Raw genomic sequence first — 22,439 nt, 5'->3', positions numbered from 1 at the left:
CTCTGTTTCACACATTAAAATACTTCGCCTCCGGATGATGCACGATGATCGCCGAGGTCGATTGCTCGGGGTCGATCTGCCAGTTCTCGGTCAGCGTGCAGCCGATCCGCTCCGGCTCCAGAAGGCGGAACAGTTTTTCCTGGTCGGACATCTCCGGGCACGCCGGGTAGCCGAAGCTGTAGCGCGACCCGCGGTAGTGCTGGGTGAACAGCTCGCGGATGGTCGAGCTGTCATCGTTGCCGATACCCAGTTCGGCGCGCATGCGCTTGTGCCACAGCTCCGCCAGCGCCTCGGCGGTCTCGACGCCAAAGCCGTGAACGTAGAGGTACTGCTGGTAGTCGTCGGCGTCGAACAGCTTCTTGGCGATCCGGCTCGCCTCGTGACCGACCGTCACGCAGCTCAGGCCGATCACGTCCTTCTCGCCCGATTCCACCGACCGGTAGAAATCCGCGATACACATCCGCTTACGGCTTGGCTGACGGGGGAAGCTGAAACGCTCGATCTCCCGGTCGTGATCCTCGGGGTCGAACAGGATCAGGTCGTCCCCGCTGCTCTGGCACGGGTAGTAGCCGTACACCACCTGAGGCGACAGGAAGCCCTCATCCTTCGCCCGCTGGCGCAGGCCCTGAAAGATCGGCTCGACCTCGTCCTTGATCTGCCGTTCGTAATCCTCGTCCGAGAGTTTGCCCTTCTTGAACTGCCACTGCCCGCGATAGAGCGCGATCTTGTTGACAAACGGCAGCACTTGGTCCAGCGGGATGTCCTCGACCACCCGACTGCCAAAGAACGGCGCGGCCGGCACCGGCACGTCCGTTGCAACCTCACTGCGAGCCGGCGCAGCCACCGCGGTGCCCCCGCCTGCCGCTTCGGCCTCGGACTTCTTCTTCTCGGCCATCACGGCGAGCTTCTCATCGGTCTGCGCTCGCTTGCTCAGTCGGGTCTCGATCTCGCTATCGAGCTCGTCCATCCGGTCATTGACGATCCAATCCATCAGCCGCAGGCCCTCGAAAGCGTCGGTGCCGTGGAACACCCGGCCTTTGTAGATGCTGCGCAGGTGGCTCTCGCAGTAGTGCCGCGAGAGCGCAGCCCCGCCGAGGATCATCGGGATGTCGATGCCCTGCGCGTTGAGTTCCTTGAGGTTCTCCTCCATCACGTTGACGGACTTCACCAGCAGCCCCGACAGCCCAATCGCGTCCGGCTTGGTCTCGTGGTACTTCGCAATGATCTCATTGACCGGGATCTTGATCCCGATGTTGTGCACGGTGTAGCCGTTGTTGGTCAGGATGATGTCGACAAGGTTCTTACCGATGTCGTGCACGTCGCCGCGCACCGTCGCCAGCAGCATGGTGCCCTTGGTCTGACCCTCGACGCGCTCCATGTGCGGTTCGAGGTGCGCCACCGCCTTCTTCATCACCTGCGCCGACTGCAGCACGAACGGCAACTGCATCTGGCCCGAGCCGAACAGCTCGCCGACGACCTTCATCCCGTCAAGCAGGTGATCGTTGATGATGGCCAGCGGCGGGTAGGTCTGCATCGCCTCGTCGAGCGTCTCGGGCAGACCCTTCTGCTCGCCGTCGATGATGTGCCGCCGCATCCGCTCTTCGAGGGTCAACTCGGACAAGTCCACCTTGGTCGACTGCACGCTCGCGTCGGCAAACAGGTCGATAAAGATCTGCAGCGGGTCGGTGGTCTCGTCCCCGGTGCTGAGCTTCACAGGCGTCTCAGCGGGGCGGTCGTAGAGCAGGTCCAAGGCCGCCTGCCACTGCGCGTCATCGATGCGGTTCTTCGGCAGGATCTTCGAGACGTGCAGGATCGCCGAGGTCATCCCCGCCTGCACCAGCTCGTAAAGGAAAGCCGAGTTAAGCACCTGACGTGCCGCGGGGTTGAGGCCGAAGCTGATGTTCGATAACCCGCAGGTGATCTGGCACTCGGGGAAGCGCTGGCTGATCAGCCGCGTGCCCTCGATCGTCTCCAGACCCGACCGCTTGTCCTTGTCCATGCCCGTCGAGACCGGCAGCACCAGCGGGTCGAACATCAGGTCCGCCGGGTCCAGCCCGTACTTGTTGACCGCGAGGTCGTACATCCGCTCAGCGATCGCCAGCTTCCGCTCGCGGGTCCGCGCCATCGCCTCTTCCGGGTCCTCGTCGATCGTGCCGAGCACGAGCCCGGCTCCGTACTTCTTCGCGAGCTCACACATCTCAGCGAACTTCTCTTCGCCGTCTTCGAGGTTGGCTGAGTTGATAATGCACTTGCCGCCCGCGACCTTCAGCCCGGCCTCGATCGTTGCCGGCTGGGTCGAGTCGAGCATCAATGGGGCGTTGACCTGGTTCACCAGCTTGCCGACGATCAGCTTCATGTCGGCGGCGTTGTCACGCCCCGCGTAGTCCACGTTCACGTCGATGACGTGCGAGCCCTCGCGCACCATTTCCTTGGCCAGCGACATGATCTCGTCCCAGTCTTCGGCCTCAAGCAGACGCTTGAACGCACGCGAGCCCGACGCGTTGGTGCGCTCGCCGATGTTCAGAATTGAGTTGTCCTGCCGGTATTCGACAGAGCCCATCAGCGACGACACCGCTGGTTTCCAAGACTGCTTGCTGACGCTCGATGGCGGATGCTCGACACCGATCGCCTCGACCAGCCCGGTGATGTGCGCTGGCGTCGTTCCGCAGCAGCCGCCCACGATGTTGAGGCCCATGGTCTCGACGTACTCCGCCACCTTCTCGGCAAACGGTTCTGGCTGAAGCGGGAACACCGTCTTGCCCTCCACCAGCATCGGCAAGCCGGCGTTGGGCAACAAACTCAGCCGCCCGGGCCAGTTCTTGGATAGATAAGTCAGGTGCTCACCCATCTCGACAGGCCCGGTAGCACAGTTCATCCCCAGCGAGAAGATCGGGTAGTCCTTGAGCGCCGCAGCGACGCCCGCGATGTCCGTTCCGATCAGCGTCGTGCCAAACTGCTCGATGGTGACCTGCACCATGATCGGCACGTCCCCGCCGTTGGTCCCGGTGTCTGGCCGCAGACCCTTCTCTTCGAGCGCAGCGACCGCCGCGTTGATCACACACTTGACCTGCAGGATGTCCTGGGCCGTCTCGATCAGCAGCACATGCGCTCCGCCCGCCAGCAGCCCGCGCACCTGCTCACGATACGACACGAACATCGTGTCCCAGTCGATCTGTCCCAGCGTGATCAGCTTGGTCCCCGGCCCCATCGACCCGATCACAAACCGAGGGCGCTCGGGCGTCGCGTACTTCTCACACGCCGCCCGCGCCACTTCCGCAGCCGTCTTGTTCAACTCGAACACACGATCCGTGAGGTCCTGATCCTCCATGGTGTGGAGCGATGCGTTGAAGCTGTCGGTCTCAACGCCATCAGCACCGGCTTCCAGGAACGTCTCGTGGATGCCCTGAATCAGCTCCGGCCGCGTCAGCAGCAGGGCCTCGGTGCAGTTCTCACGACCGAGGTAATCACGCTCAAGGTCGAGGTCTTCGATGGAGTGAATCGACGTGCCCATAGCTCCGTCAAAGAAGAGGACACGCCGAGCGATCTGGTCTGCAAACTGGCTCATAAGTGTTGGTTCCAAGGCCCTGGGGGGTCAAATGGTCGATGTTGATCCTACATCGGATGGATTCATTTATCCATTCATCCGGATAAAAGGATGAATCATGGTGCCGTGGCCACTGATCCGATGCTAAGACTTGATCTATCAGGAGTTTAGTGCATGGATTGGTGGCAGGCGATCATCCTCGGCATCGTGGAAGGGCTCACCGAGTACCTCCCCGTGAGTTCCACCGGCCACCTCATCCTCACCCAGCGGGCCATGGGGCTCTCCGGCGAGGCCGCCAACGCCTACGCCATCTGCATCCAGGGCGGGGCGATCATCGCCGTCCTCGGCCTATACGCCCAGCGGGTTCGACAGGGCGTCCTAGGCTCGCTCGGGTCCGTCGGACTGCTCAAAGCCAAAGACCCCGCTGGCGCTCGCCTCACACGCAACCTCATCGTCGCCTTCATCCCCGCTGCCATTCTCGGCCGTCTCTTTGATGACGCCATCGAGCAATACCTCTTCGGTCTCTGGCCAATCATCGCCGCCTGGATTATTGGCGGTCTTGCCATCCTCATCGTCGATGCCTGGCGCAAACGCAAAGAACCCGTCGCCGAGGTCAAACCCGGTCTGGGCATCGACGACATGACCTGGCGCATGGCGCTGATCATCGGCTTGCTCCAGTGTGTCGCGATGTGGCCCGGTACCAGTCGCTCGCTGATGACGATTGTCGCGGGTGTTCTCGTTGGACTGAGTCTTGTCGCCGCCGTCGAGTTCTCATTCCTCATCGGCGTCGTCACCCTGCTCGCTGCGACGCTCTACAAAGCCATCGACGCCGGGCCGGTGATGCTCGAAGCCTACGGCTGGACGCCCATGCTCATCGGGACCATCGCCGCCTGGGCCTCCGCCGTTGTCGCCGTGCGATGGATGGTCAGTTACCTCCAACGGCATGGCCTCGCCGTGTTCGGTTGGTATCGCGTAGCCCTCGGGATCACCGTCGCGGCCCTGGTGCTCGCTGGCATCCTCTCGGATGACACGGGGATCACGCCCTGAGTCTCAGACCCTCCGACGCAGTGACAACAGCACCATCAACAACGGAAGCCCCGTCCCCGGTGCAGGAATCGTCATCACAGGCGGGCCCGTGTTCGTGAGCTCTTCCACCATCCCGATCAGCCGCGAGACGCCGATGATGATGTCGAACTGCCGCGTGTCGTAGACCACCCCGGGGATCGGGTCCGGGAAGTCCGCGATGTTCAATCCTTGAGCGGGGAACGCATCGTTCGAGAAGAAACTCGCCAACGTCCCGATGTCCGCCAGCATCGACCCCGCAGCAAACGTCGAAGAGAACGTCGCGCGATCGATCGTCCCCGCGCCGGTGTCGAAATCATTGCGGATTGTCAGGTCCAGCGTGCTGCTGACAAACTGTGTGAGATTAAACGTCCCCGCCACCAGCGTGGCCGAGGTCGCGCGGTAACGCCCCACGTCCGGATCGCTCGCGTCCTGATCCACCGGACTATCCGGGTACTGCGCAGTCAGTACCCAGGTGCTCCCCACGGGAACCAGCCCGCCGATCGGACCGCTGCTCATCGTGATCGTCCCGGACCAGCGCAGCGTGGCCGCATCCGCCGTCGTCACGGCCGCCAGCAGCATCCCCAGCGTTAATCCAATCGACCACCCACGCATGGGAGTCACTCCAGTTCCAGGCCAGCGGGACTACCGGCCTCAGCACGTCGCACCTCGCGCGCCGTGATTCCACCCACCAGAGCTATCGACAGTTACCCGCACCGAGTTAGGCTGGCCCAGAGGCATTCCACCCGATTTACCGGTCCAATAACCCCTCACGCGTGGTTCAGGCCTCAGGGCGTGACCAGCACCTTGATGACACCAGGCTGCTTCGCCGCGGCCAGAATCTCCCCGCCCGACGACAGCTTCGCGCGACGACTGATCAGACTCACGACATCCACGGCGTCGCGCGCCAGTGCATCCAACGCCATCCCGAACGGACCGCAACGACTACCGATCACCGTGATCTCATCGATCACCACCCGCGACAAGTCCACCGGCTCCGGGTACGAGCTAACCGCCACCGTTGTCTTGAGCACGATCGTCCCACGCGGGCGAACCATCCCGAGCGCCGTGGTCAGCCCCTCCGCCGAGCCGGTGCAGTCGATCACCATGTCCTGATCCTGCCGCAGCCCGACATCGCCAAGCAGGCGATGACGCACCTTCCATTTCTCCGCCAGCGCCAGCTTCTCAGGATGCTTACCGATCAGTCGCACGGTCGCGTTCAACTCGCCGAGCACCTGCGCACAAAGCAAACCCAGCCGCCCATCACCCAGCACCGTGACATAGGGACGACCCTCGACGGTGAGTTGCCGCACGACCTGATACGCCGCCGCCAAGGGCTCCACAAACACCGCCTGCTCGTCACTCACATGCCCCGGCACCTCGTGAAGGTTCTTGACAGGAAGCGAAAACCGCTCTGCGAACACGCCGTCTCGCCCCTGAATACCGAGCACCGTCCGCGACCGACAATGCTCACGCAGACCCTTGAGGCACAGATCACACGCCCCGCACACGGCATTGATCTCACCGACCACACGTTTGCCGAGCCACGCCTTGCCGCTCTCGTCCGTCGCCTCGATCACCTCGCCCACGAACTCGTGACCGAGAACCCCCGCAAAGCCCATATAACCCTTCGCCAACTCCAGGTCCGTCGAACACACGCCCATCAGCAGCGGGCGGATCACGACTTCACCCGTCCGGGCACGCGGCTCGGCGTGATCCTGCTTAAGCCTGACGCCACCATCCTGGTCCAGTACGAGTGCCTGCATGAGTTTCCTATCGGCTTAATCGCCGTTCCTGCCGATCTGAGTCAGGGACCGCAGCGCGTACACTACAGCCATGACACAAACTCAGGACCCCATGACCGATCCCCGCGACGTCAGCCCGCTCCCCGAGCGGCCGCGTGTGATCATCTTGGCCAACCTGGAAAAGAGCGACGTTGCCGAGGCCCTCGAATCGTTCCGCCCCTGGCTCAGCGAGCGCGCGATCATCGTCTCCGAGCCCGATATCTGTTCCCTCAATCAAGATCAGGCCGCCAGCCTCCCCGAGGCCGACCTGGCGATCGTCCTGGGCGGGGACGGCACCATGCTCGCCCAGTCCCGCAACCTCGCCGACATCGACATTCCACTACTCGGCATCAACTTCGGCAAGCTCGGGTTTCTTGCCGAGTTCACCATCGAAGACGTCAAGCAGCACTGGGACGCCCTCATCGCCGGTAGCTGCAGCGCTACCCAGCGGCTGATGATCGAGGCGCTGGTCTACCCCGCCAACGCGCCCAAGTGGGGCGGGCAAGACGGCTTGGCCGCGATGCCCGAACCCGTCTTCCGCTCGATCGCAATGAACGATGTGGTCATCACCGCTGGCCCCCCGTACCGGATGATCGACCTCGATCTCGCCATCGAACCCCGCCGCACCCTTCACTCCTCCGTTCAGTTTGGCGGAGATGGTCTCATCATCGCCACACCCTCGGGGTCCACCGCCTACAACATCTCCGCAGGCGGGCCCATCCTCTCCCCCGGCATCGACGGCCTGGTCATCTCCGCCCTTGCCCCGCAGTCTCTCGCCTTCCGCCCGATCGTCTTCAATGCCAGTTGCGAGGTCTGGGTCCAGGTCCTCCGCGCGAACGAGGGCACCACCCTGGTCATTGACGGCCAGAAACTCTCGCCCCTCGCCGACGGCCAGCAGCTCCTGGTCAGGAGGCACCCCTCACGAGTCCGCCTGATCCATAATCCCGATCACAATTATTGGACCATGCTCTCCTACAAGATGCGCTGGGCCGCTCAGCCCAGAAGGCGATAAAGCCCCACCCCATACCGGACGATGGTAGTTCCGGGTAACGCCTAACCGGCGCGATCCCCGGAAGGGTGGAATGGTATGTCCTCGCGCCGCGATACCAGCGTGACAAACTTAACGACGAGAAAGTCCCTGGCCCTACTCGCCAGCCTGTTGCTTGCCAGCACCGCTGATGCACGGACAGTCTCTTTCTACGCCAACCCTTCGGTGACCTCGCAGCAGGTCCTCGACGCTCCCATCGCCCAGCGGCTCGCCGCCGAGGGCGACACCCTCACGGTCTTTGACGACTTCTCACCACCCAGCCTGGCCCTCACCCTCGCCGCCACCGATCTGCTGGTCCTCGATCAGTACACGACCGGGTCACTGATGGCGGGCATGGCCTTCTCAGCGCGAGAGGATGTCCGCAACTACGTCGCCCAGGGCGGGGGCGTCCTCATCGCAGGCACACGATCCTCGCAAGCACTCTCGGCGATCAACTTCTTCTTCGGCACCGCCGTGAAGTACGCACTGGACCCCGGCTCCACCAGCACCACACTTGAGTTCACGGGCGCTCCCTTCGATGTCGCACCCGTGAGCATCACCACCAGTGCGGACGCCCTCACCCTCAAGTCAACCTTCTCGCCGTCACTCATCAGCTTCTATGGCGACACCGACCTGTCCAGCGTCTTCGGCGGATTCTTCGGTGACGGTGCTTTCGTCTACATGGGCATCCCCTCGCAATCAGCCGAAGCGATCGAAGGCCCCCTCGCCGACGCGATCGCTGCCTCAGCCGACTTCGCCGTCGATGCTCGCCTCATCCCGCTCCCATCTTCCTCCGCCGCAGGCATCCTCCTCCTCGCTGGCCTCGCCACCTGGCGCACCGTCTCCTCACGCCGAGGCTGATATCGGACGTTGAGCCTGGCGCTTTTTTACGATTCAAGAGGTTGTAACGGTCAATCCGCACGGGCGGATCGCCGATGCTCCTGCTGTCGGAGACCCAAGGGAGAAAGCACATGATCCGCAGCATGGTCAAGACCACAGGAGTCGCCGCAGCACGCTTTGCCGTCGGTGAAGGACTCGAAACCTTCCGCGCCTACTGGTGGTGGATGCAGAAGGGCAAACGCAACCCGCCGCCCCCCGTCGTTAAGTGGATGGCGATCCGCGAATACGCCAACCGATTCAAGACCATCGAGCTGATCGAAACCGGGACCCACGAGGGCGATACCCTCGCCGCCGTCCGAGAACAGTTCCAGCGACTCACCTCGATCGAACTCAGCGATCACTACCACCGCAAAGCCTCGCTGCGATTCGACGGCGACGCCCGCATCCGCCTGATCCAAGGCGACTCCGGCAAAGTCCTCCCCGATCTCATCCAGACCCTCAAACGCCCCACGCTCTTCTGGCTCGACGGTCACTACTCCCAGGGCCTCACCGCCCGAGGCGACGCCGATACACCCATCAGCGAAGAACTCGCCGCCGTCCTCGCCGACACCCGCTTCGAGCACGTGGCCCTGATCGACGACGCCCGCCTGTTCGTCGGCCAGGACGGCTACCCCACCCTCGACGCTCTCTACGCAACCATCCGCACGAAGCGACCCGGCTACACGATGACCGTCTCCGACGACATCATCCGCGTCCACCCCGAGCCGCCGCCCTACATACGCTGATCCCTGACACTCAAGGGGCGACCGACTTAGTTCAAGGCCCTGGTCACGTCGTCAGGAACGTCTCCTGATGCGACGACTGCCCGATCACCTTCACCATCTCAAGCTCCATTCGCGCCTCGCCACCCATCGCTTCGAGGATGCCATCGTGGATCGCCCAGCTCCGACCCCGCGCCGTCCGGGCGAACCGCTGCTGACGAAAATCTGATCCATCCAACGCCTCATACAACGCCCCGCCCCGGGCAAACGCTCGGTCGATCTCCAGCATCCGCCGCCGCCCGGAAATGTACGCAAACCCGTGGTTCTCGTACCACACCGCGTTGTGATACGTCAGCGGCTCCAGCACGATCCCGTAGTAGCCCAGTCGCTTGGCAAACGACTCCAGCCTCGGCAGCAACTCCGCAAACAGCCCAAGCCCTTTGCGCACCTGACACGGACCCAGCCCCGCCAGCATCGCTCGCCGCTCCTCCTCGATATTCCTGCCCGCCGTCCCCAGCAACGTGATCCGCCCCAGTTCGTCCACATCCACATTAAACCGCGGCGCGCTCAGGTCGTTAATCACCAGAAAACCGATCTCCAACTGACCACCCCCCGCGTCCGCCAGGTCCAGACTCACCCCGTAATCGCCGTGAACTCGCTCCGCAGGCACGCGCAGCCGCGCCTCGTATGACCCCGCCCGCGCATCCAGCCGAAAACTCCGCTCATCCAGCCCCACACCCGAAAAATGCTTGGGATCCACCCGCCTCAGATGCTCAAAACACCGCTCAGGCAGGATCGAGCCGTACAACGCCCGCTTCTCCTCCTCACCCCGGTGATTGAGCTGCTGCAGGGCCATACCCAAGCATAATCACATTCCAGCGAGCCTTTCACGATTCACGCCGATATCCTTAGAGAGTCCAAGGAGGGCTACACCATGCGATCATTCAACCTATTAACCACCAAACTTCTCGCCATCACCATCCTCATCACCCTCACCCCGGCGGTCGCCTTCGCCCAGAGCGACCGCACCGTCGGATGGATCGAACTGTCAGGTACCCTCCGCGATGGGCCCTTGCCCTTTGCCTGGGTCCCCGAGGACGAGGCAAAACCATCCCTCACCACAGTCATCAAGAGCCTCGACCACGTCGCTGAATCCGACACCCACCTCGGCCTGGTGATCTATCTCAACGAGCCCAGGCTCACGCTTCAGCAGATCGAAGCCCTCGGCCGCGCCCTTGACCGCATCCGCGACACCGGCAAGAAGATCATCACCTTCTCCGAGACCTACTCCACCAACGCCTATCTCATCGCCTCCCACGCCGACATCATCGCGCTCCAGTCCAAAGGCGTGCTCATGCTCCACGGCCTCCACACCGAGGAGATGTACCTTGCTGGACTCCTCGAACGCATGGGCATCGAAGCCGATTTTATGCAGGTCGGCCGCTACAAGGGGGCTGATGAAGCCCTCACCCGCAAAGCCCCCACGCCCTTCTGGGACGAGAACATGGATGGGCTCCTCGACGATCTCTACGACCAGATCATCGAGCACATCGCGACCCGCCGCGACCTTACCGCCGAACAGGTCGAAGCCCTCATGCGTGACAGTTGGCTGCTTAGCGACACCCAACTCGTCCGACGCGGAGCCATCGACGAGATCACCTCCCGCGATATGGAAGCCGTCATCGTCAAGACCTTCGGCAACGACATCACCTGGGACGATCAACTCGGATCATCATCCGCGAAAATGCCCGAAAACCCCTTCGTTCTCTTCCAGATGCTCTTCCGCGAGCAGAAGACCAAAACCGAAGGCCCCACCCTCGCCATCATCCACGCCCGCGGGCCCATCCACATGGGTGAGTCATCCGTTGATGATGGCCAGTTCTCCGATGACAGCATCGGCCACAACACCCTCATCGACGCCTTCCGCGATGCCCAAGAAGACGACAACATCAAAGGCGTCGTCCTCCGCATCGATTCACCAGGCGGGTCCGCCATCGCCAGCGACGTGATCTGGCAGGCCGTCCGTGAAACCGGCGAGACCAAGCCCGTCTTCGTCAGCGTCGGACGGCTCGCAGCCTCCGGCGGCTACTACATCGCCTGCGCTGGCGACGAGATCTATGTCGAAGCACCCTCGATCGTCGGGTCTATCGGCGTCGTCTCCGGCAAGATCCACCTCGCCGGCCTCTACGAAAAACTCGACCTAGGCGTCACCGTACGCTCCCGCGGACCCATGGCCGACATGTTCGCCTCCGATCGGCCCTTCACCCCCGCCGAACGCCACACCATGCTCGCTTTCATGGAACGAATCTACGACCAGTTCGTTGACCGCATCCGCACCGGCCGCGGCGAGCGACTTATCCGCATCGACCAGGTCGCCGAAGGCCGCCTCTTCACCGGACGGCAGGCCACCGAGAACGGCCTCGCCGACCGCCTTGGCGGGCTCGAAATCGCTCTAAGCGACCTCGCTTCAGACCTCAACCTCACCGAAGGCGAGTACGACGTCATCAACCTGCCCGAGCCGCTCTCCTTCCAAGACTTCATGCAGCAAGCCTTCGGCGTCAGCTCGCCCGCCACCCAACTCACCCTCCCGGCCCTCGCCAGAAACCTCCTCGGCGACCGCTGGTCCAACGTCGGCCCCATCATCCAGGGTGCCATGCTCCTCCAGCGAGAGCCCGCCCTTCTCCTGATGCCGGTCGCCATCGACCTCCGCATCACGCCATAATGCTCGCTTGACCCAGCCGCCCTCCAAGAACATCGCCCTCATCCTCCTCGCCGCCGGCCGAGGAAGCCGCTTCGGTCTGTCCGCCGGTCGAACCAAGACCGAACTCGAACTCGACGGCCGCCCAGTCTTCGCCCACGCCCTCGATCGCTTCGCACAAGCGCCCCACATCACCCAGCGGCTCCTCGTCGTCCACCCAGATGAACGCGACGGATTCGCCAAACGCTGGGCCGCTCTCCTCGCCCAGGCCGACACCACCCTCTGCCCAGGCGGACTCCGCGACCGCTGGGAATCCGTCCACAACGCCCTTCAGACCCTCCACCCCGACACCACCCACGTCGCCATCCACGACGCTGCCCGCCCCTGTACAGACCCCGCTTCCATCCATCGCCTCCTCTCAGCCCTCGATCACCACCACGCCGTCATCCCCGTCCTTCCCGTCTCCAGCACCCTTAAGCAGACCCACGCCGACAACCCTACCCACATCAGCAACACCATCGACCGCTCCGGTCTTGTCGAAGTCCAGACCCCCCAGTGCTTCCGGCTCGACATGCTCAAACGAGCCTTCGACAATACCCTCGACGACCTCAAAGCCGGCAAAGCTCACGTCACCGATGACGCCTCCCTCATCGAACGACTGGGCGAAACCGTCATCGGCATCGAAGGCGACCCCGGCAACCTTAAGATCACCCGTGCTGGCGACGACCAACTCGCCCTCGCCATCCTTCGTCATCGTTATCAAAGTCAGTAAAACGAAAAACGGCGTCCCCCGTCAAGGGGACGCCGCCGTCAATCACAAAGGTAACTTCGCTTACGCAGCCTTACGGGTGCTCCGCGAGGTGCTCCGGCCAATCCGACGCAGAACGCCAGACTTCGCCGAGGTCTTCCGGGCCTTAGCCCGAGTCGTGGTCTTACGAGCCTTGCGCTTGATAGCCGTGCTCTTGCGAGCGGCAGGCTTACGAGCAGCAGTCTTACGCGCCGTGGTCTTCCGACCAGCAGCCTTGGCCCGAGTTGTCGTCTTGCGAGCCTTACTCTTGATGGCCGTGCTCTTGCGAGCGGCAGGCTTGCGAGCAATGGTCTTGCGTGCCGTGGTCTTACGGGCGACCGGCTTGCGAGCGGTGGTCTTCCGCGCTGTGGTCTTACGAGCGACCGGCTTGCGAGCGGTGGTCTTCCGCGCTGTGGTCTTACGGGCGACCGGCTTGCGAGCGGTGGTCTTGCGTGCCGTGGTCTTACGGGCGACCGGCTTGCGAGCGGTGGTCTTGCGTGCCGTGGTCTTACGGGCGACCGGTTTGCGAGCGGTGGTCTTGCGTGCCGTGGTCTTACGGGCAACCGGCTTGCGAGCGGTGGTCTTGCGACCAGTAGCCTTCGCCCGAGTCGTGGTCTTCTTCGCGGTCGTCTTACGGCTGCTGGCCTTGGTCGCGGTCTTCCGAGTACCAGCCTTGGCCTTCGTGGTGGTCTTGCGAGCCGCGGTCTTACGGGTCGAAGCCTTCGCCGTGGTCTTGCGAGCGCCGGCCTTCGCACGCGTTGTGCGTTTGGTCGTGCTCTTCGAGCGAGTGGTGGTCTTACGAGTCGGCATGATTCTGCTCCATTTCCTAGGGTGCCCGTCGCGGGCGTTGGGGGTGCTCGCTCCATCGCGATAGCACCCATGAATGAACAATGTGCGTTTCTGGTATCGGCCTCGAATAACACTCGCATAACCTGTTTGAAAGAAATCGATTATCGGTCCTCAAGTCACAGCAACCTTCTCATCCCCCGAACCACACACGACTTGCTGCAACCATCACCGTTGACCGCTACCCTTTCCCCCATGATCTCCACCGCAATCTCCCCTCAATCAGTCCACGATCTGGCCCTCTTTCCAGCCGCTCAGGCCATGATCCACCTCAACCACGCTGGCGTCGCCCCCATCTGTGGCCCCGCCGCCAACGCCATCCACCATTACGCCCAGCAAGCCACCACCCAGCCCTACACCAACACCGGCTGGTACAGAAAAATCAACGACCTACGCGCCCTCGCAGCAAAACTCATCAACGCCCGCAACCCCCACGAAATCGCCGTCATCCCCAATACCTCCACCGGTCTCGCCACCATCGCCCGCGGACTCCCCTGGCGCTCAGGCGACAACATCGTCATCACCAACGTCGAATACCCCGCCAACCGCTACCCCTGGCAGGACCTCCAACGCCTGGGCGTCACCCTCACCGAAGTCCCCCAGCAACCTGATGGCCGAATCGACGTCGAGGATGTCTGTGACGCCATCACCGACCGAACCCGACTCGTTGCCATCTCCCACGTCCAATATGCCTCCGGCTTCCGCATCGACCTCAAACCCATCAGCAACACCACCCACAAAGTAGGGGGGTACCTCTGCGTCGATGCCATCCAGTCCGTAGGCGTTCTCCCCGTCGATATTCAGGCCATGGGCATCGACTTCCTCGCCGCTGACGGACACAAGTGGATGCTCGCCCCCGAAGGCGCAGGCATCCTCTACGTCCATCAGGACCTCTGCCAACTCCTCCACCCGCCCATCGTCGGCTGGCTCAACATGGTCAACGCTGACGACTACGGCAACTACGACTTCAACTTCCACCCCGACAGCCGACGCTTCGAGCCCGGCTCATACAACATCCCCGGACTCCTTGGCCTCCACGCCGCCCTCGAACTCCTCGTCGGCATCGGCACCGATACCCTCTGGCAACGCGTCGAACACCACACCAACCGACTCGCCCAGGCCCTCCCCGATCTCGGCTACCGACTCTTCACCCCACGACGCCACGCCGAAGAACGCAGCGGGATCATCGTCATCGAGCCCCGCGTAGGCCAGGACCCCGCCGCCGTTGTCCGTCAACTCGCCGATCAGAACATCCACATCGCCCTCCGCTCCGGAAGACTCCGCCTCAGCCCCCACGCCTACAACACCGACGACCAGATCGACCAGGCCCTCGAAGCCCTCAAGAACGCCTGATCACCCCTCCCCACCCTCCAACTCAATCTCCTCCACCCGGTACCCGCGCCCTGGCGCATCCGTCCGGAAGTCCGCCTCACGCACACCAACCCCCGTCTGCACCCGCAACAGATCAATAATCGACTCGTTCTCACTACGGTCCAGCGTCCGCACCCGCCGCGGCAACGCCGTCGCCTCGTCGTACCACAAATCAATCACCGTCTGATCAATCTCGACATGCTCCTTAGGCGTCAGCCTCAGATGAAACGTCCCCTCAGGATCATCCGACCGACCCGGTATCACCCGCACCTCAAACCGCGCCAGCACCTCATCCTTCTTCAGGTTCAGCGGCAAACTAAACGGCCCCGAACCAAACCGAAGCGGGTCCACCTCCGCCGCATCCTGATCCTCACCGACGACCTCGCGCCGGATAAACAGCTTCTCATCCTCCAGCCGCTCCGCCAGATACCGCCCGTCAAAAATATACCAACGGTTCTGCCGATCCCGCCGCTCATCCACAATCAGATACTCAAAGTGCACCACGAACTTCGCCGGCGGGCCCGCCGCATACCGCAGCTCCCCAAACCGCCGCTGCTCATCGCCCAGCAACCCCTGAATCCGGTCATACCGCAGCCGTGCCCGCAACGACTCCAACGCATCCGCCGCCCCCTCAACACGCTCTAGCAGCCGCTCCGCCTCCGCTGACACCACCGCAGCCTCACCCGGGTTATCAGACCCGATCGACTGATCCTGAGCAGACACAGCCGCACAGCCCGCAAGGCTGGCCAACACCACAGCAATCCAGAGGCTTGATTTCATGCCCTTGTTATACGCCGACTCGCGCCGGAGAGTTCCCGCCTACGCCGCCCAACCGTCCGGCAACGCCCGCAGCACCTGATGCGTCGGGTCCAACGCAGAGAGATGCTCCGCCACCGCGTCCGACACGTCACCCAGATGACCGACGTACCAGCCCGCCAGACAAGGATGCCCCGCCAGACGATCAATCTGATGCAGCACCGATGCCTCCACACGACCCTCCGGGTCAATCGGGATCGACTGCAACAACAGAATCCCCGCCCGATCCGCCGCCTGATAAAGCAGCTCCGTCCCAAAATGATCCCGCACAAACAGCAGCGAGTGACCCGTCGCAGGCAGCAACTGCCGCTCATCAATACGGTCAATCATCAGCACCGTCTCGAGCTGGCAAGACTTCCCATTGACCCGAAACAGCGGCGGGCCCGCAACATTCTCACCAGCCTCCCGCCGCACCGACGCCAGCCCAATCGTCACCGACTGACGGTCCACCATCTCTTCGCCATCCATCAGACTTATCGTCAACTCATACAAACTCTGGCCGCCCATCCCCGCAGGCCACCAACGATCCGGCTCGACCAGATCAAAACGAACCCGGCCCACCAGATCATCATCCAGCGGGGCCCGCGTCTGACCCTCATCGTGAAAACCATCCGTGCTGTCGATCTCCACCATCACATCAACCGCCGCCGGCACCGCCTCCGCATACCCATCACCCGGCACAGGCGGAAGCACCGTGAACTGAGCATCAACCACCGCCTGACACTCATCCACATAACGAACCAGCGGACGAACCGATCCAAGCCGAATCTTGCTACTCATGGCACGACTCCCTTAAAGGGAAAAATCCAACCAACAGACCACCCCAAGTAATACCGCCCACCACACAGATGTCCAGCACCATCAGCAGATTTGATAACCCTTATCGGACCCGATGAGTCGCCCAGACTCACTCAACAGCCCAGCCCTCACCATCCCATCGCAACTTCTAGAACCATCAGCCTTCCCTGCTCCGGTCACAGCATCAACCCCCCACCTCCCCCCGCCCGTGATACCACACCGGCATCGCCGTCTTCCGACGCTCATCACCACCATCAGCCGCAGGCTGCGATATCTCGCTCTATCTCGCCCTGCCCAGAACGCCAACTTCACCTACTTCTAGAAGTGCCATCGTCGTGCCTTGAATCCAGGTAAGTCCGGCAAACCGTGGATCCTCAACCATCCGCTCATCCAGAGCCCGCTGAACCCCGGCGAAGTTGCTGTAATCGTGCCACAGAAGAATCCCTCCCTCCGGCTTGAGCAACTTCAACGCCGTATCCGTATCGAAGTTCGCACTCTCATAGCTGTGATCCGCATCAACAAAAACAAAATCACATCGCCCAAAATAAGGCGTAAAATCAAAATACCGTGTGTTCCCATACAACTGAGTGATCCGTGACGAAAGCGGATGGCCTCGAAACCGAACACCGACCTCCGTGCGATCACCAAATGTCCCGTGCCCGGGCGGGAGATCAAACGTCAGCAACTCAGTCGTATCAGGCGTGTTCAAGGCCATGTTCAACGTGCTGCGACCATCAAACGTCCCGATCTCAAACACGCTTTGAGGACACGCGTGACGAACCAGCCGCGTGAGCACAAACAACTCGAAAAAGCTCGTGTTGAACAGCGCGTAGTCCAACGAGATCAAACGAACATCATCACTCCCAGGCGTCAGATCTTCGATCGAAGCAGGCCGCCCACCGGGGCTTAACTCCCCCCACTTCAGATCTGAGGCCGTATCACGCAGCCGCTCTCGACCACTCGACGACCATGGATCCAACAGCAGCAGACGCGCAAAGCACCCGGCTAGATACGCGTGACGCTTGAGATGGTCAAGACGTGGTTTGGCCACCGTGATCCTATTACTCCGCAGATAGCAAGCATGACCGACTGGCTAGTCCCACTGGGCTGCTGCCATCCTACCGGCTAGGCATGCAGGCGTACAGACCTAGCGCATCGTCCCACGCAGGCCGCAGAGCAGATAATCCAACCGATTCTCATTCGCTCCATCTCTCTCAGAAAACAAGACCTGAACCCCGCAACAACATCCCCGGGTTAATCCAAGCACCGGCAAGACACCTTTGCTGCATCACCAGACTATTCGCCGAACAACCCACCCAGGCAGGTGACTGCGATCACTATTCAAGAGCGACCCATGACGCGAATCACGAAGACCTTACCCCCACCTCCCCCCGCCCGTGATACCACGCCGGCATCGCCGTCTCCCGACGCTCATCACCACCATCAGCCGTACGCTCAAACACCAGCGCCGCCGTCTCACCAAACAACCCCTTGAACCCCGTCATCGCCCGAAGCAGCAGCGCCCCCTCATCGCGCCCACGCAAGTGCCGCTCCCGCCGACGCGTCATGTACCACGTCGTCAGCCAGATCACCGGATAAAGCGGAACCCCCATCAACAGACTCTTGGGCTTGTACCACTCCGCATCAAACTCCCGCAGCCCCAGCCCGTAGCTATGCGCCTGATACAAAAACACCGGCAGATGAGGCGGGTAGTTGTGAAACGCAAACGCCTCACCTGCCGGAACATCAAACCCCGGGAACGACCGCTTCACCTTCTGAAACCCCGAGAACAGATAATGCACCCGCGAACTGATCCGGTTCGTGTTAGGCGTAAGAATCACCGCCACACCCCCAGGCCTCAGCACCCGCGAAATCTCCGACAACGCCCTCGGATGATCCGAGATGTGCTCGATCACATCCGACAACACCACGCCATCAAACTCTCCATCCTCAAAAGGCAGCCCCGCCAGCAAATCCACCCCATCATGCCGCTCGATCGCCGGGTCCCCCAACTCGTAAGCCGTGTAGTTCGTCGCCACCACCCCATACCCATCCGTCTTGAGCGCCACGAGGATCTCCCCCTCACCACAACTCACCTCAAGCACACGCCCTCCCGGCTCCACATGCTTCTTCACCAGCGTGTAACACCGTCTTTGGAATCGGTTCATGCCCGAAACTTATACCCGATCCCCCAGCTTCATCGTGATCACCGCGTGATAGACAACCGCGCAGCTGCTGTGTGGTGCACTCAAGAATCCACACAGCACAGGCCGTACGATCGAACATAAGTCAATCTGAGAGCCTGCCGGAAGTGGGGGGGGTTACTTCTTCCCCATAAAAAACTTCTTCACCGCATGAAACGTCACCTGCCGACCGATCCGCGCGATCGCCTCCGTCAGCGGGACGTGCTTCGGGCAGACCTTCACACAGTTCTGCGCGTTCCCGCAGTCATTCACCCCGCCCGGACCCATCAGCGCCTCGAGACGCTCACCCTTGAGCTGCTTGCCCGTCTCGTGCTCGTTGAAATACAGCGCCTGCGCCATCGCCTGCGGGCCGATGAAATCATTGTCCTTCTCAAACTGCGGGCACGCCTCCAGGCAGCAACCGCACGTCATGCACCGTGACAACGCGTACCGAAACTCCTGACTCTCCTGCGACTCCTGCGGGCCCTCACCAAGATCATGCGTCCCGTCAATCGGCACCCAGCCCTTGACCTTCTTGAGGTTCTCAAACATCCGATCACGATCCACAAACAGATCACGCACCACCGGGAACTTCGTCATCGGCTCGATCAGAATCGTGTGCCCCTCCGGCAGCAGCTCGTCCACCAGCGTCGAACACGACTGCTTCGCCACCCCATTGATCACCATCGTGCACGACCCGCAAACCTCCTCAAGACAACCCGAGTCCCACACAGGCGTCGTCGTCCCCTCGCCCTCCACCGTCGTCGGGTTCGCCGCGATGTACTGCAGCACCGAAATAATGTTCTGACCCGGCCGGTACGGCACCTCAAACGTCTGGAAATACGCAGGCTGACTCGGGCCATCCTGACGCTTGATCTTCACCCGATACTTCTCTGGCTTGTTCTGGGCAATCATCGAAAACACACCTCGCAAGGTTGATTATTCAGCTAGCAGTCCGTCCATCACAACCACACCAGCGATCACTTCGCCGCCGGCTGCTTCTTCTCTTCCTTCTTAGCCTCAACGCTCCCGTAGTTCCGCGCTCGCGGCTCCACCATCGGCTGAGGCACATCCTCGTACCAGATCTCACTCTGATCCGCCGACGCGTCATACTTCGCGACCGTCGTCTTCAGGAACTTCTCATCATTCCGATCCGGGTAGTCCGGCCGGTAATGCGACCCCCGCGACTCCTTCCGCAGGATCGCCGCCTCCAAGACTGCATCCCCATAGATCAGCATGTCACCCAACGCCCGGGCAAACATCAGGTTCTGGTTCGTCCAGTGTCCCGTGTCCGACAGCTTGATCGACTTGTACTGCTCGCGCAGCCCCGCCAGTTTCTCACGCGCCTCCAGCATCCGGCTCTCCTCACGGATCACCGTGCAGCTGTCCGTCAGCTCCTCGCCCAGAATCCGATGAATCTCATAAGGGTTGTTCTCGCCCTGATTCGATTCGAGCTGACCGGCCAGGTCCTTCTCCTCCTGAACATGTTTGGCAAACAGGCTCTCCGGCTGCTCCGCCGCTGGCGTCGAACCCGGATTCTTCGCGTGGTTCGCTACACTCAGCCCGCAGAACAAACCATCAAAAATACACGACAGCAGCGCATTCGCCCCCAGCCGCGTCCCGCCGTGATACTGATAGTTCACCTCACCAAAGGCATACAGCCCGTTGAGGTTCGTCATCATGTTCTTCGGATCACCCGCCTTCATCCCGCAGACCTTCTCACGATCATGAGGATCAGCCGCCGGGTCCGAATCACGCCACTCATCCTGATAAGTCGTCCACAACCCGCCCATCGTGTAATGAACCGACGGGAAGATCTTCATCGGAACCTCAGTCGGATCATCGCCCGTGAACTTCTCGTAGATCTCCAAAATCGACTTGAGCTTGTTCTTGGTCTCCTGCGGGAGGTGTGACACATCCAGATACACCATCCGCCCGCCGCCGACACCAAAACCCTCCTGGCACTTCCAGAAAATCTCTCGCGTCGCGATATCCCGTGGTACCAGGTTACCGTAGGCCGGGTACTTCTCCTCAAGGAAATACATCCGCTCCGGCTCCGGGATCTCCAGCGGGTGACGATTGTCACCCTTCTTCCGCGGAACCCACACCCGACCACCCTCGCCCCGCGCCGACTCCGACATCAGCCGACACTTGTCCTCACCCGGAATCGCCGTCGGGTGCACCTGAATAAACTCAGGATTCCCCAGCCACGCCCCATGACGATAAGCCCGCGCCGCCGCCGCTCCCGTGCAGATCACCGACATCGTCGACTTGCCAAACAACAACCCGTTCCCGCCCGTCGCCAGCACCACAGCGTCCGCCGGAAATGCCTTGATCTCCATTGTCCGCACGTCCTGCGCAATAATCCCCTTGCACGCCCCCGAATCATCCAGCACCGGACGCAAAAACTCCCAGAACTCGTACTTCTTGACCTTCCCCTCCGCCTCATACCGTCGCGTCTGCTCATCCAGTGCATAAAGCAACTGCTGACCCGTCGACGCCCCCGCGAAGTGCGTCCGCTTGAACAGCGACCCGCCAAACAACCGCAGGTCCCGCTCCCCCTCAAACGTCCGGTTAAACGGAACCCCCATCCGGTCCAGCAGATCAATCACCTTCGGCGCCCAGTGAGCCATCTCATACACAGGCGGCTGGTGATTCAGAAAGTCCCCGCCATAAAGCGTCTCGTCCATGTGCTGCCACTCGGAGTAACCCTGCTGACGGGCCACCTTGTTGCAGGCGTTGATCCCGCCCTGAGCACACACCGAGTGCGAACGCTTCACCGGCACCAACGAGAACAGATCAACCTCCGTCCCGCTCTCAGCGACCCGCACCGAGGCCGCCAAACCAGCCAGTCCACCCCCAACGACGATGACCCGAGGCGATTTGCCCACGGCTGACTTCCTTTCCGCCGCTTCATGGCCTGTTCCGGCCTCATCTGCGGCTAGGGGTATACCCCTAATTCTATCCATCGGTCACCCGCCGGGCGACCCTCAATCATCAATAACTCACAGCGTCCGCACTCGACGCCGGAACCGTCGCAGATGGAACCTCCGGCATCGTCTCCACCAACGCCGGGTCCGTCCCGTCAATCAGGATCTGCATCGCCTCACGCTCGTCAGGCGACAACTCGTACATCCAAGACCCCATCAGCGCCAACGCCGTAAACACACTCAGCGACACACCAACCAACCCGCACACATAACCCCACCGACGCATCGCCGACTCCGTCGTCGTCGCCCCCCACGTGATCGCCGAGGTCCACAAACCATTCGCCCAGTGGAACACCGCAGAATATGCACCCACGATGTAGAGCGCCGAAACCAGCACCGCCAACACGATGTTGTGGTCCAGCCCTCCCTGCAACGCCAACGCCAGGCTCGCCGACGCCAGCGGGACCTCCGTCCCGTCCGCCGTGTAACCAGAAACATAAAACGGCGTGTACCACCCAAAAATGTCCCAACCCCAACGAAGCGTCGCCACATGCAAAAACACAAACAGCAACGCCACCATCCCCGTCACCCGCTGAATCACATAACGCACATTCCCGTAGTAACGGTAGTGCTTCACGTTATTCGTCCCGGTGAACGTGTACACAATCCCAAGCCCGGCATGGAACGCAATCGGCAGCCACAGACCAAAAATCTCGACCAGCACCAGCGCCGGGATCGTCCCGTGGATCCACTCCACCTCGTGCTGGAACGCGTCCTCGTGCAGAAACCACTCGCTCAGCCCCAAAGGCTTCACCGCCATCTGCATGTTCGTAAACAGATGAAACATCAGGAACATGCCGATCGGCACGATCCCCGACAGCGAATGCAGCCGTCGCAGCAGAAAGTGATGACGGGCTAAAAAACTCTCACGCTCAATCGCGGCGGGCTCTGTCGACACGGGCTCTGATCCTCGGAACGGGGGAGGTACCGAC

General features: G+C 61.9%; 19 protein-coding genes. 7 read left to right on the top strand and 12 right to left on the bottom strand.

Annotated elements, in window-relative coordinates:
* Window positions 1-7: 7 nt before the first annotated feature.
* Window positions 8-3,565, bottom strand: coding sequence for a methionine synthase (gene metH, locus RIG82_04340; protein ID MEQ9460161.1), 3,558 nt, complete (start codon window positions 3,563-3,565; stop codon window positions 8-10).
* 153 nt (window positions 3,566-3,718) lie between these two features.
* On the opposite strand from metH, the gene RIG82_04335 reads away from it, so the two are divergent.
* A complete protein-coding gene (locus RIG82_04335) occupies window positions 3,719-4,591 on the top strand; it encodes an undecaprenyl-diphosphate phosphatase (protein MEQ9460160.1) in 873 nt (290 codons plus the stop codon).
* A 3-nt stretch (window positions 4,592-4,594) separates the two neighbouring features.
* On the opposite strand, the gene RIG82_04330 is transcribed toward RIG82_04335, so the two are convergent.
* A complete protein-coding gene (locus tag RIG82_04330; protein ID MEQ9460159.1) occupies window positions 4,595-5,221 on the bottom strand; it encodes a hypothetical protein in 627 nt (208 codons plus the stop codon).
* Window positions 5,222-5,394: 173 nt separating this feature from the next.
* Window positions 5,395-6,372, bottom strand: a complete 978-nt coding sequence (locus tag RIG82_04325) for an alcohol dehydrogenase catalytic domain-containing protein (GenBank protein MEQ9460158.1) — start codon at window positions 6,370-6,372, stop codon at window positions 5,395-5,397.
* 70 nt (window positions 6,373-6,442) lie between these two features.
* On the opposite strand from RIG82_04325, the gene RIG82_04320 reads away from it, so the two are divergent.
* The 3 genes from RIG82_04320 (at window position 6,443) to RIG82_04310 (ending at window position 9,042) form a co-directional block, all read left to right on the top strand.
* Complete coding sequence (locus RIG82_04320; protein ID MEQ9460157.1) at window positions 6,443-7,402, top strand: NAD(+)/NADH kinase; 960 nt, start codon at window positions 6,443-6,445, stop codon at window positions 7,400-7,402.
* 75 nt (window positions 7,403-7,477) lie between these two features.
* A complete protein-coding gene (locus tag RIG82_04315) occupies window positions 7,478-8,278 on the top strand; it encodes a hypothetical protein (GenBank protein MEQ9460156.1) in 801 nt (266 codons plus the stop codon).
* A gap of 110 nt (window positions 8,279-8,388) precedes the next feature.
* On the top strand, window positions 8,389-9,042 hold the full coding sequence (locus RIG82_04310) for a hypothetical protein (protein ID MEQ9460155.1): 654 nt from the start codon (window positions 8,389-8,391) through the stop codon (window positions 9,040-9,042).
* A 43-nt stretch (window positions 9,043-9,085) separates the two neighbouring features.
* Here the strand turns inward: RIG82_04310 and RIG82_04305 are convergent, their stop codons facing one another.
* Window positions 9,086-9,874, bottom strand: a complete 789-nt coding sequence (locus RIG82_04305) for a hypothetical protein (GenBank protein MEQ9460154.1) — start codon at window positions 9,872-9,874, stop codon at window positions 9,086-9,088.
* 78 nt (window positions 9,875-9,952) lie between these two features.
* On the opposite strand from RIG82_04305, the gene sppA reads away from it, so the two are divergent.
* On the top strand, window positions 9,953-11,740 hold the full coding sequence (gene sppA, locus RIG82_04300) for a signal peptide peptidase SppA (protein MEQ9460153.1): 1,788 nt from the start codon (window positions 9,953-9,955) through the stop codon (window positions 11,738-11,740).
* Between the two features lie 7 nt (window positions 11,741-11,747).
* Window positions 11,748-12,488, top strand: a complete 741-nt coding sequence (ispD, locus tag RIG82_04295; GenBank protein MEQ9460152.1) for a 2-C-methyl-D-erythritol 4-phosphate cytidylyltransferase — start codon at window positions 11,748-11,750, stop codon at window positions 12,486-12,488.
* Between the two features lie 60 nt (window positions 12,489-12,548).
* On the opposite strand, the gene RIG82_04290 is transcribed toward ispD, so the two are convergent.
* Complete coding sequence (locus RIG82_04290) at window positions 12,549-13,313, bottom strand: histone H1-like repetitive region-containing protein (GenBank protein MEQ9460151.1); 765 nt, start codon at window positions 13,311-13,313, stop codon at window positions 12,549-12,551.
* A gap of 231 nt (window positions 13,314-13,544) precedes the next feature.
* Here RIG82_04290 and RIG82_04285 point away from each other — a divergent pair, with 231 nt between their 5' ends.
* On the top strand, window positions 13,545-14,702 hold the full coding sequence (locus RIG82_04285; GenBank protein ID MEQ9460150.1) for an aminotransferase class V-fold PLP-dependent enzyme: 1,158 nt from the start codon (window positions 13,545-13,547) through the stop codon (window positions 14,700-14,702).
* Here RIG82_04285 and RIG82_04280 read toward each other — a convergent pair whose 3' ends face one another.
* The 7 genes from RIG82_04280 to RIG82_04250 all read right to left on the bottom strand — a co-directional run bounded on the left by RIG82_04280 (window position 14,703) and on the right by RIG82_04250 (window position 22,405).
* The gene (locus tag RIG82_04280) at window positions 14,703-15,500 is read right to left on the bottom strand and encodes a hypothetical protein (GenBank protein ID MEQ9460149.1); all 798 of its coding nucleotides are present in this window, start codon (window positions 15,498-15,500) and stop codon (window positions 14,703-14,705) included.
* 39 nt (window positions 15,501-15,539) lie between these two features.
* The gene (locus RIG82_04275; GenBank protein ID MEQ9460148.1) at window positions 15,540-16,316 is read right to left on the bottom strand and encodes a hypothetical protein; all 777 of its coding nucleotides are present in this window, start codon (window positions 16,314-16,316) and stop codon (window positions 15,540-15,542) included.
* Between the two features lie 298 nt (window positions 16,317-16,614).
* Window positions 16,615-17,385: a class I SAM-dependent methyltransferase gene (locus RIG82_04270; GenBank protein ID MEQ9460147.1), complete on the bottom strand. Its 771-nt coding sequence runs from the start codon at window positions 17,383-17,385 to the stop codon at window positions 16,615-16,617.
* A gap of 313 nt (window positions 17,386-17,698) precedes the next feature.
* Window positions 17,699-18,502, bottom strand: coding sequence for a class I SAM-dependent methyltransferase (locus tag RIG82_04265; GenBank protein MEQ9460146.1), 804 nt, complete (start codon window positions 18,500-18,502; stop codon window positions 17,699-17,701).
* A 153-nt stretch (window positions 18,503-18,655) separates the two neighbouring features.
* Complete coding sequence (sdhB, locus tag RIG82_04260; GenBank protein MEQ9460145.1) at window positions 18,656-19,432, bottom strand: succinate dehydrogenase iron-sulfur subunit; 777 nt, start codon at window positions 19,430-19,432, stop codon at window positions 18,656-18,658.
* Between the two features lie 65 nt (window positions 19,433-19,497).
* Entirely contained in the window at window positions 19,498-21,408 is a 1,911-nt protein-coding gene (gene sdhA / locus RIG82_04255; protein MEQ9460144.1) for a succinate dehydrogenase flavoprotein subunit, read from the bottom strand.
* Window positions 21,409-21,514: 106 nt separating this feature from the next.
* The gene (locus RIG82_04250) at window positions 21,515-22,405 is read right to left on the bottom strand and encodes a hypothetical protein (GenBank protein ID MEQ9460143.1); all 891 of its coding nucleotides are present in this window, start codon (window positions 22,403-22,405) and stop codon (window positions 21,515-21,517) included.
* Window positions 22,406-22,439: the final 34 nt, after the last annotated feature.

It is taken from the genome of Phycisphaeraceae bacterium (assembly GCA_040222855.1).
In the GTDB taxonomy this organism is placed as follows: domain Bacteria; phylum Planctomycetota; class Phycisphaerae; order Phycisphaerales; family Phycisphaeraceae; genus Mucisphaera.
Note: the sequence above shows the minus strand (reverse complement) of the source record. Positions and strands in the feature narration are given on the sequence as shown.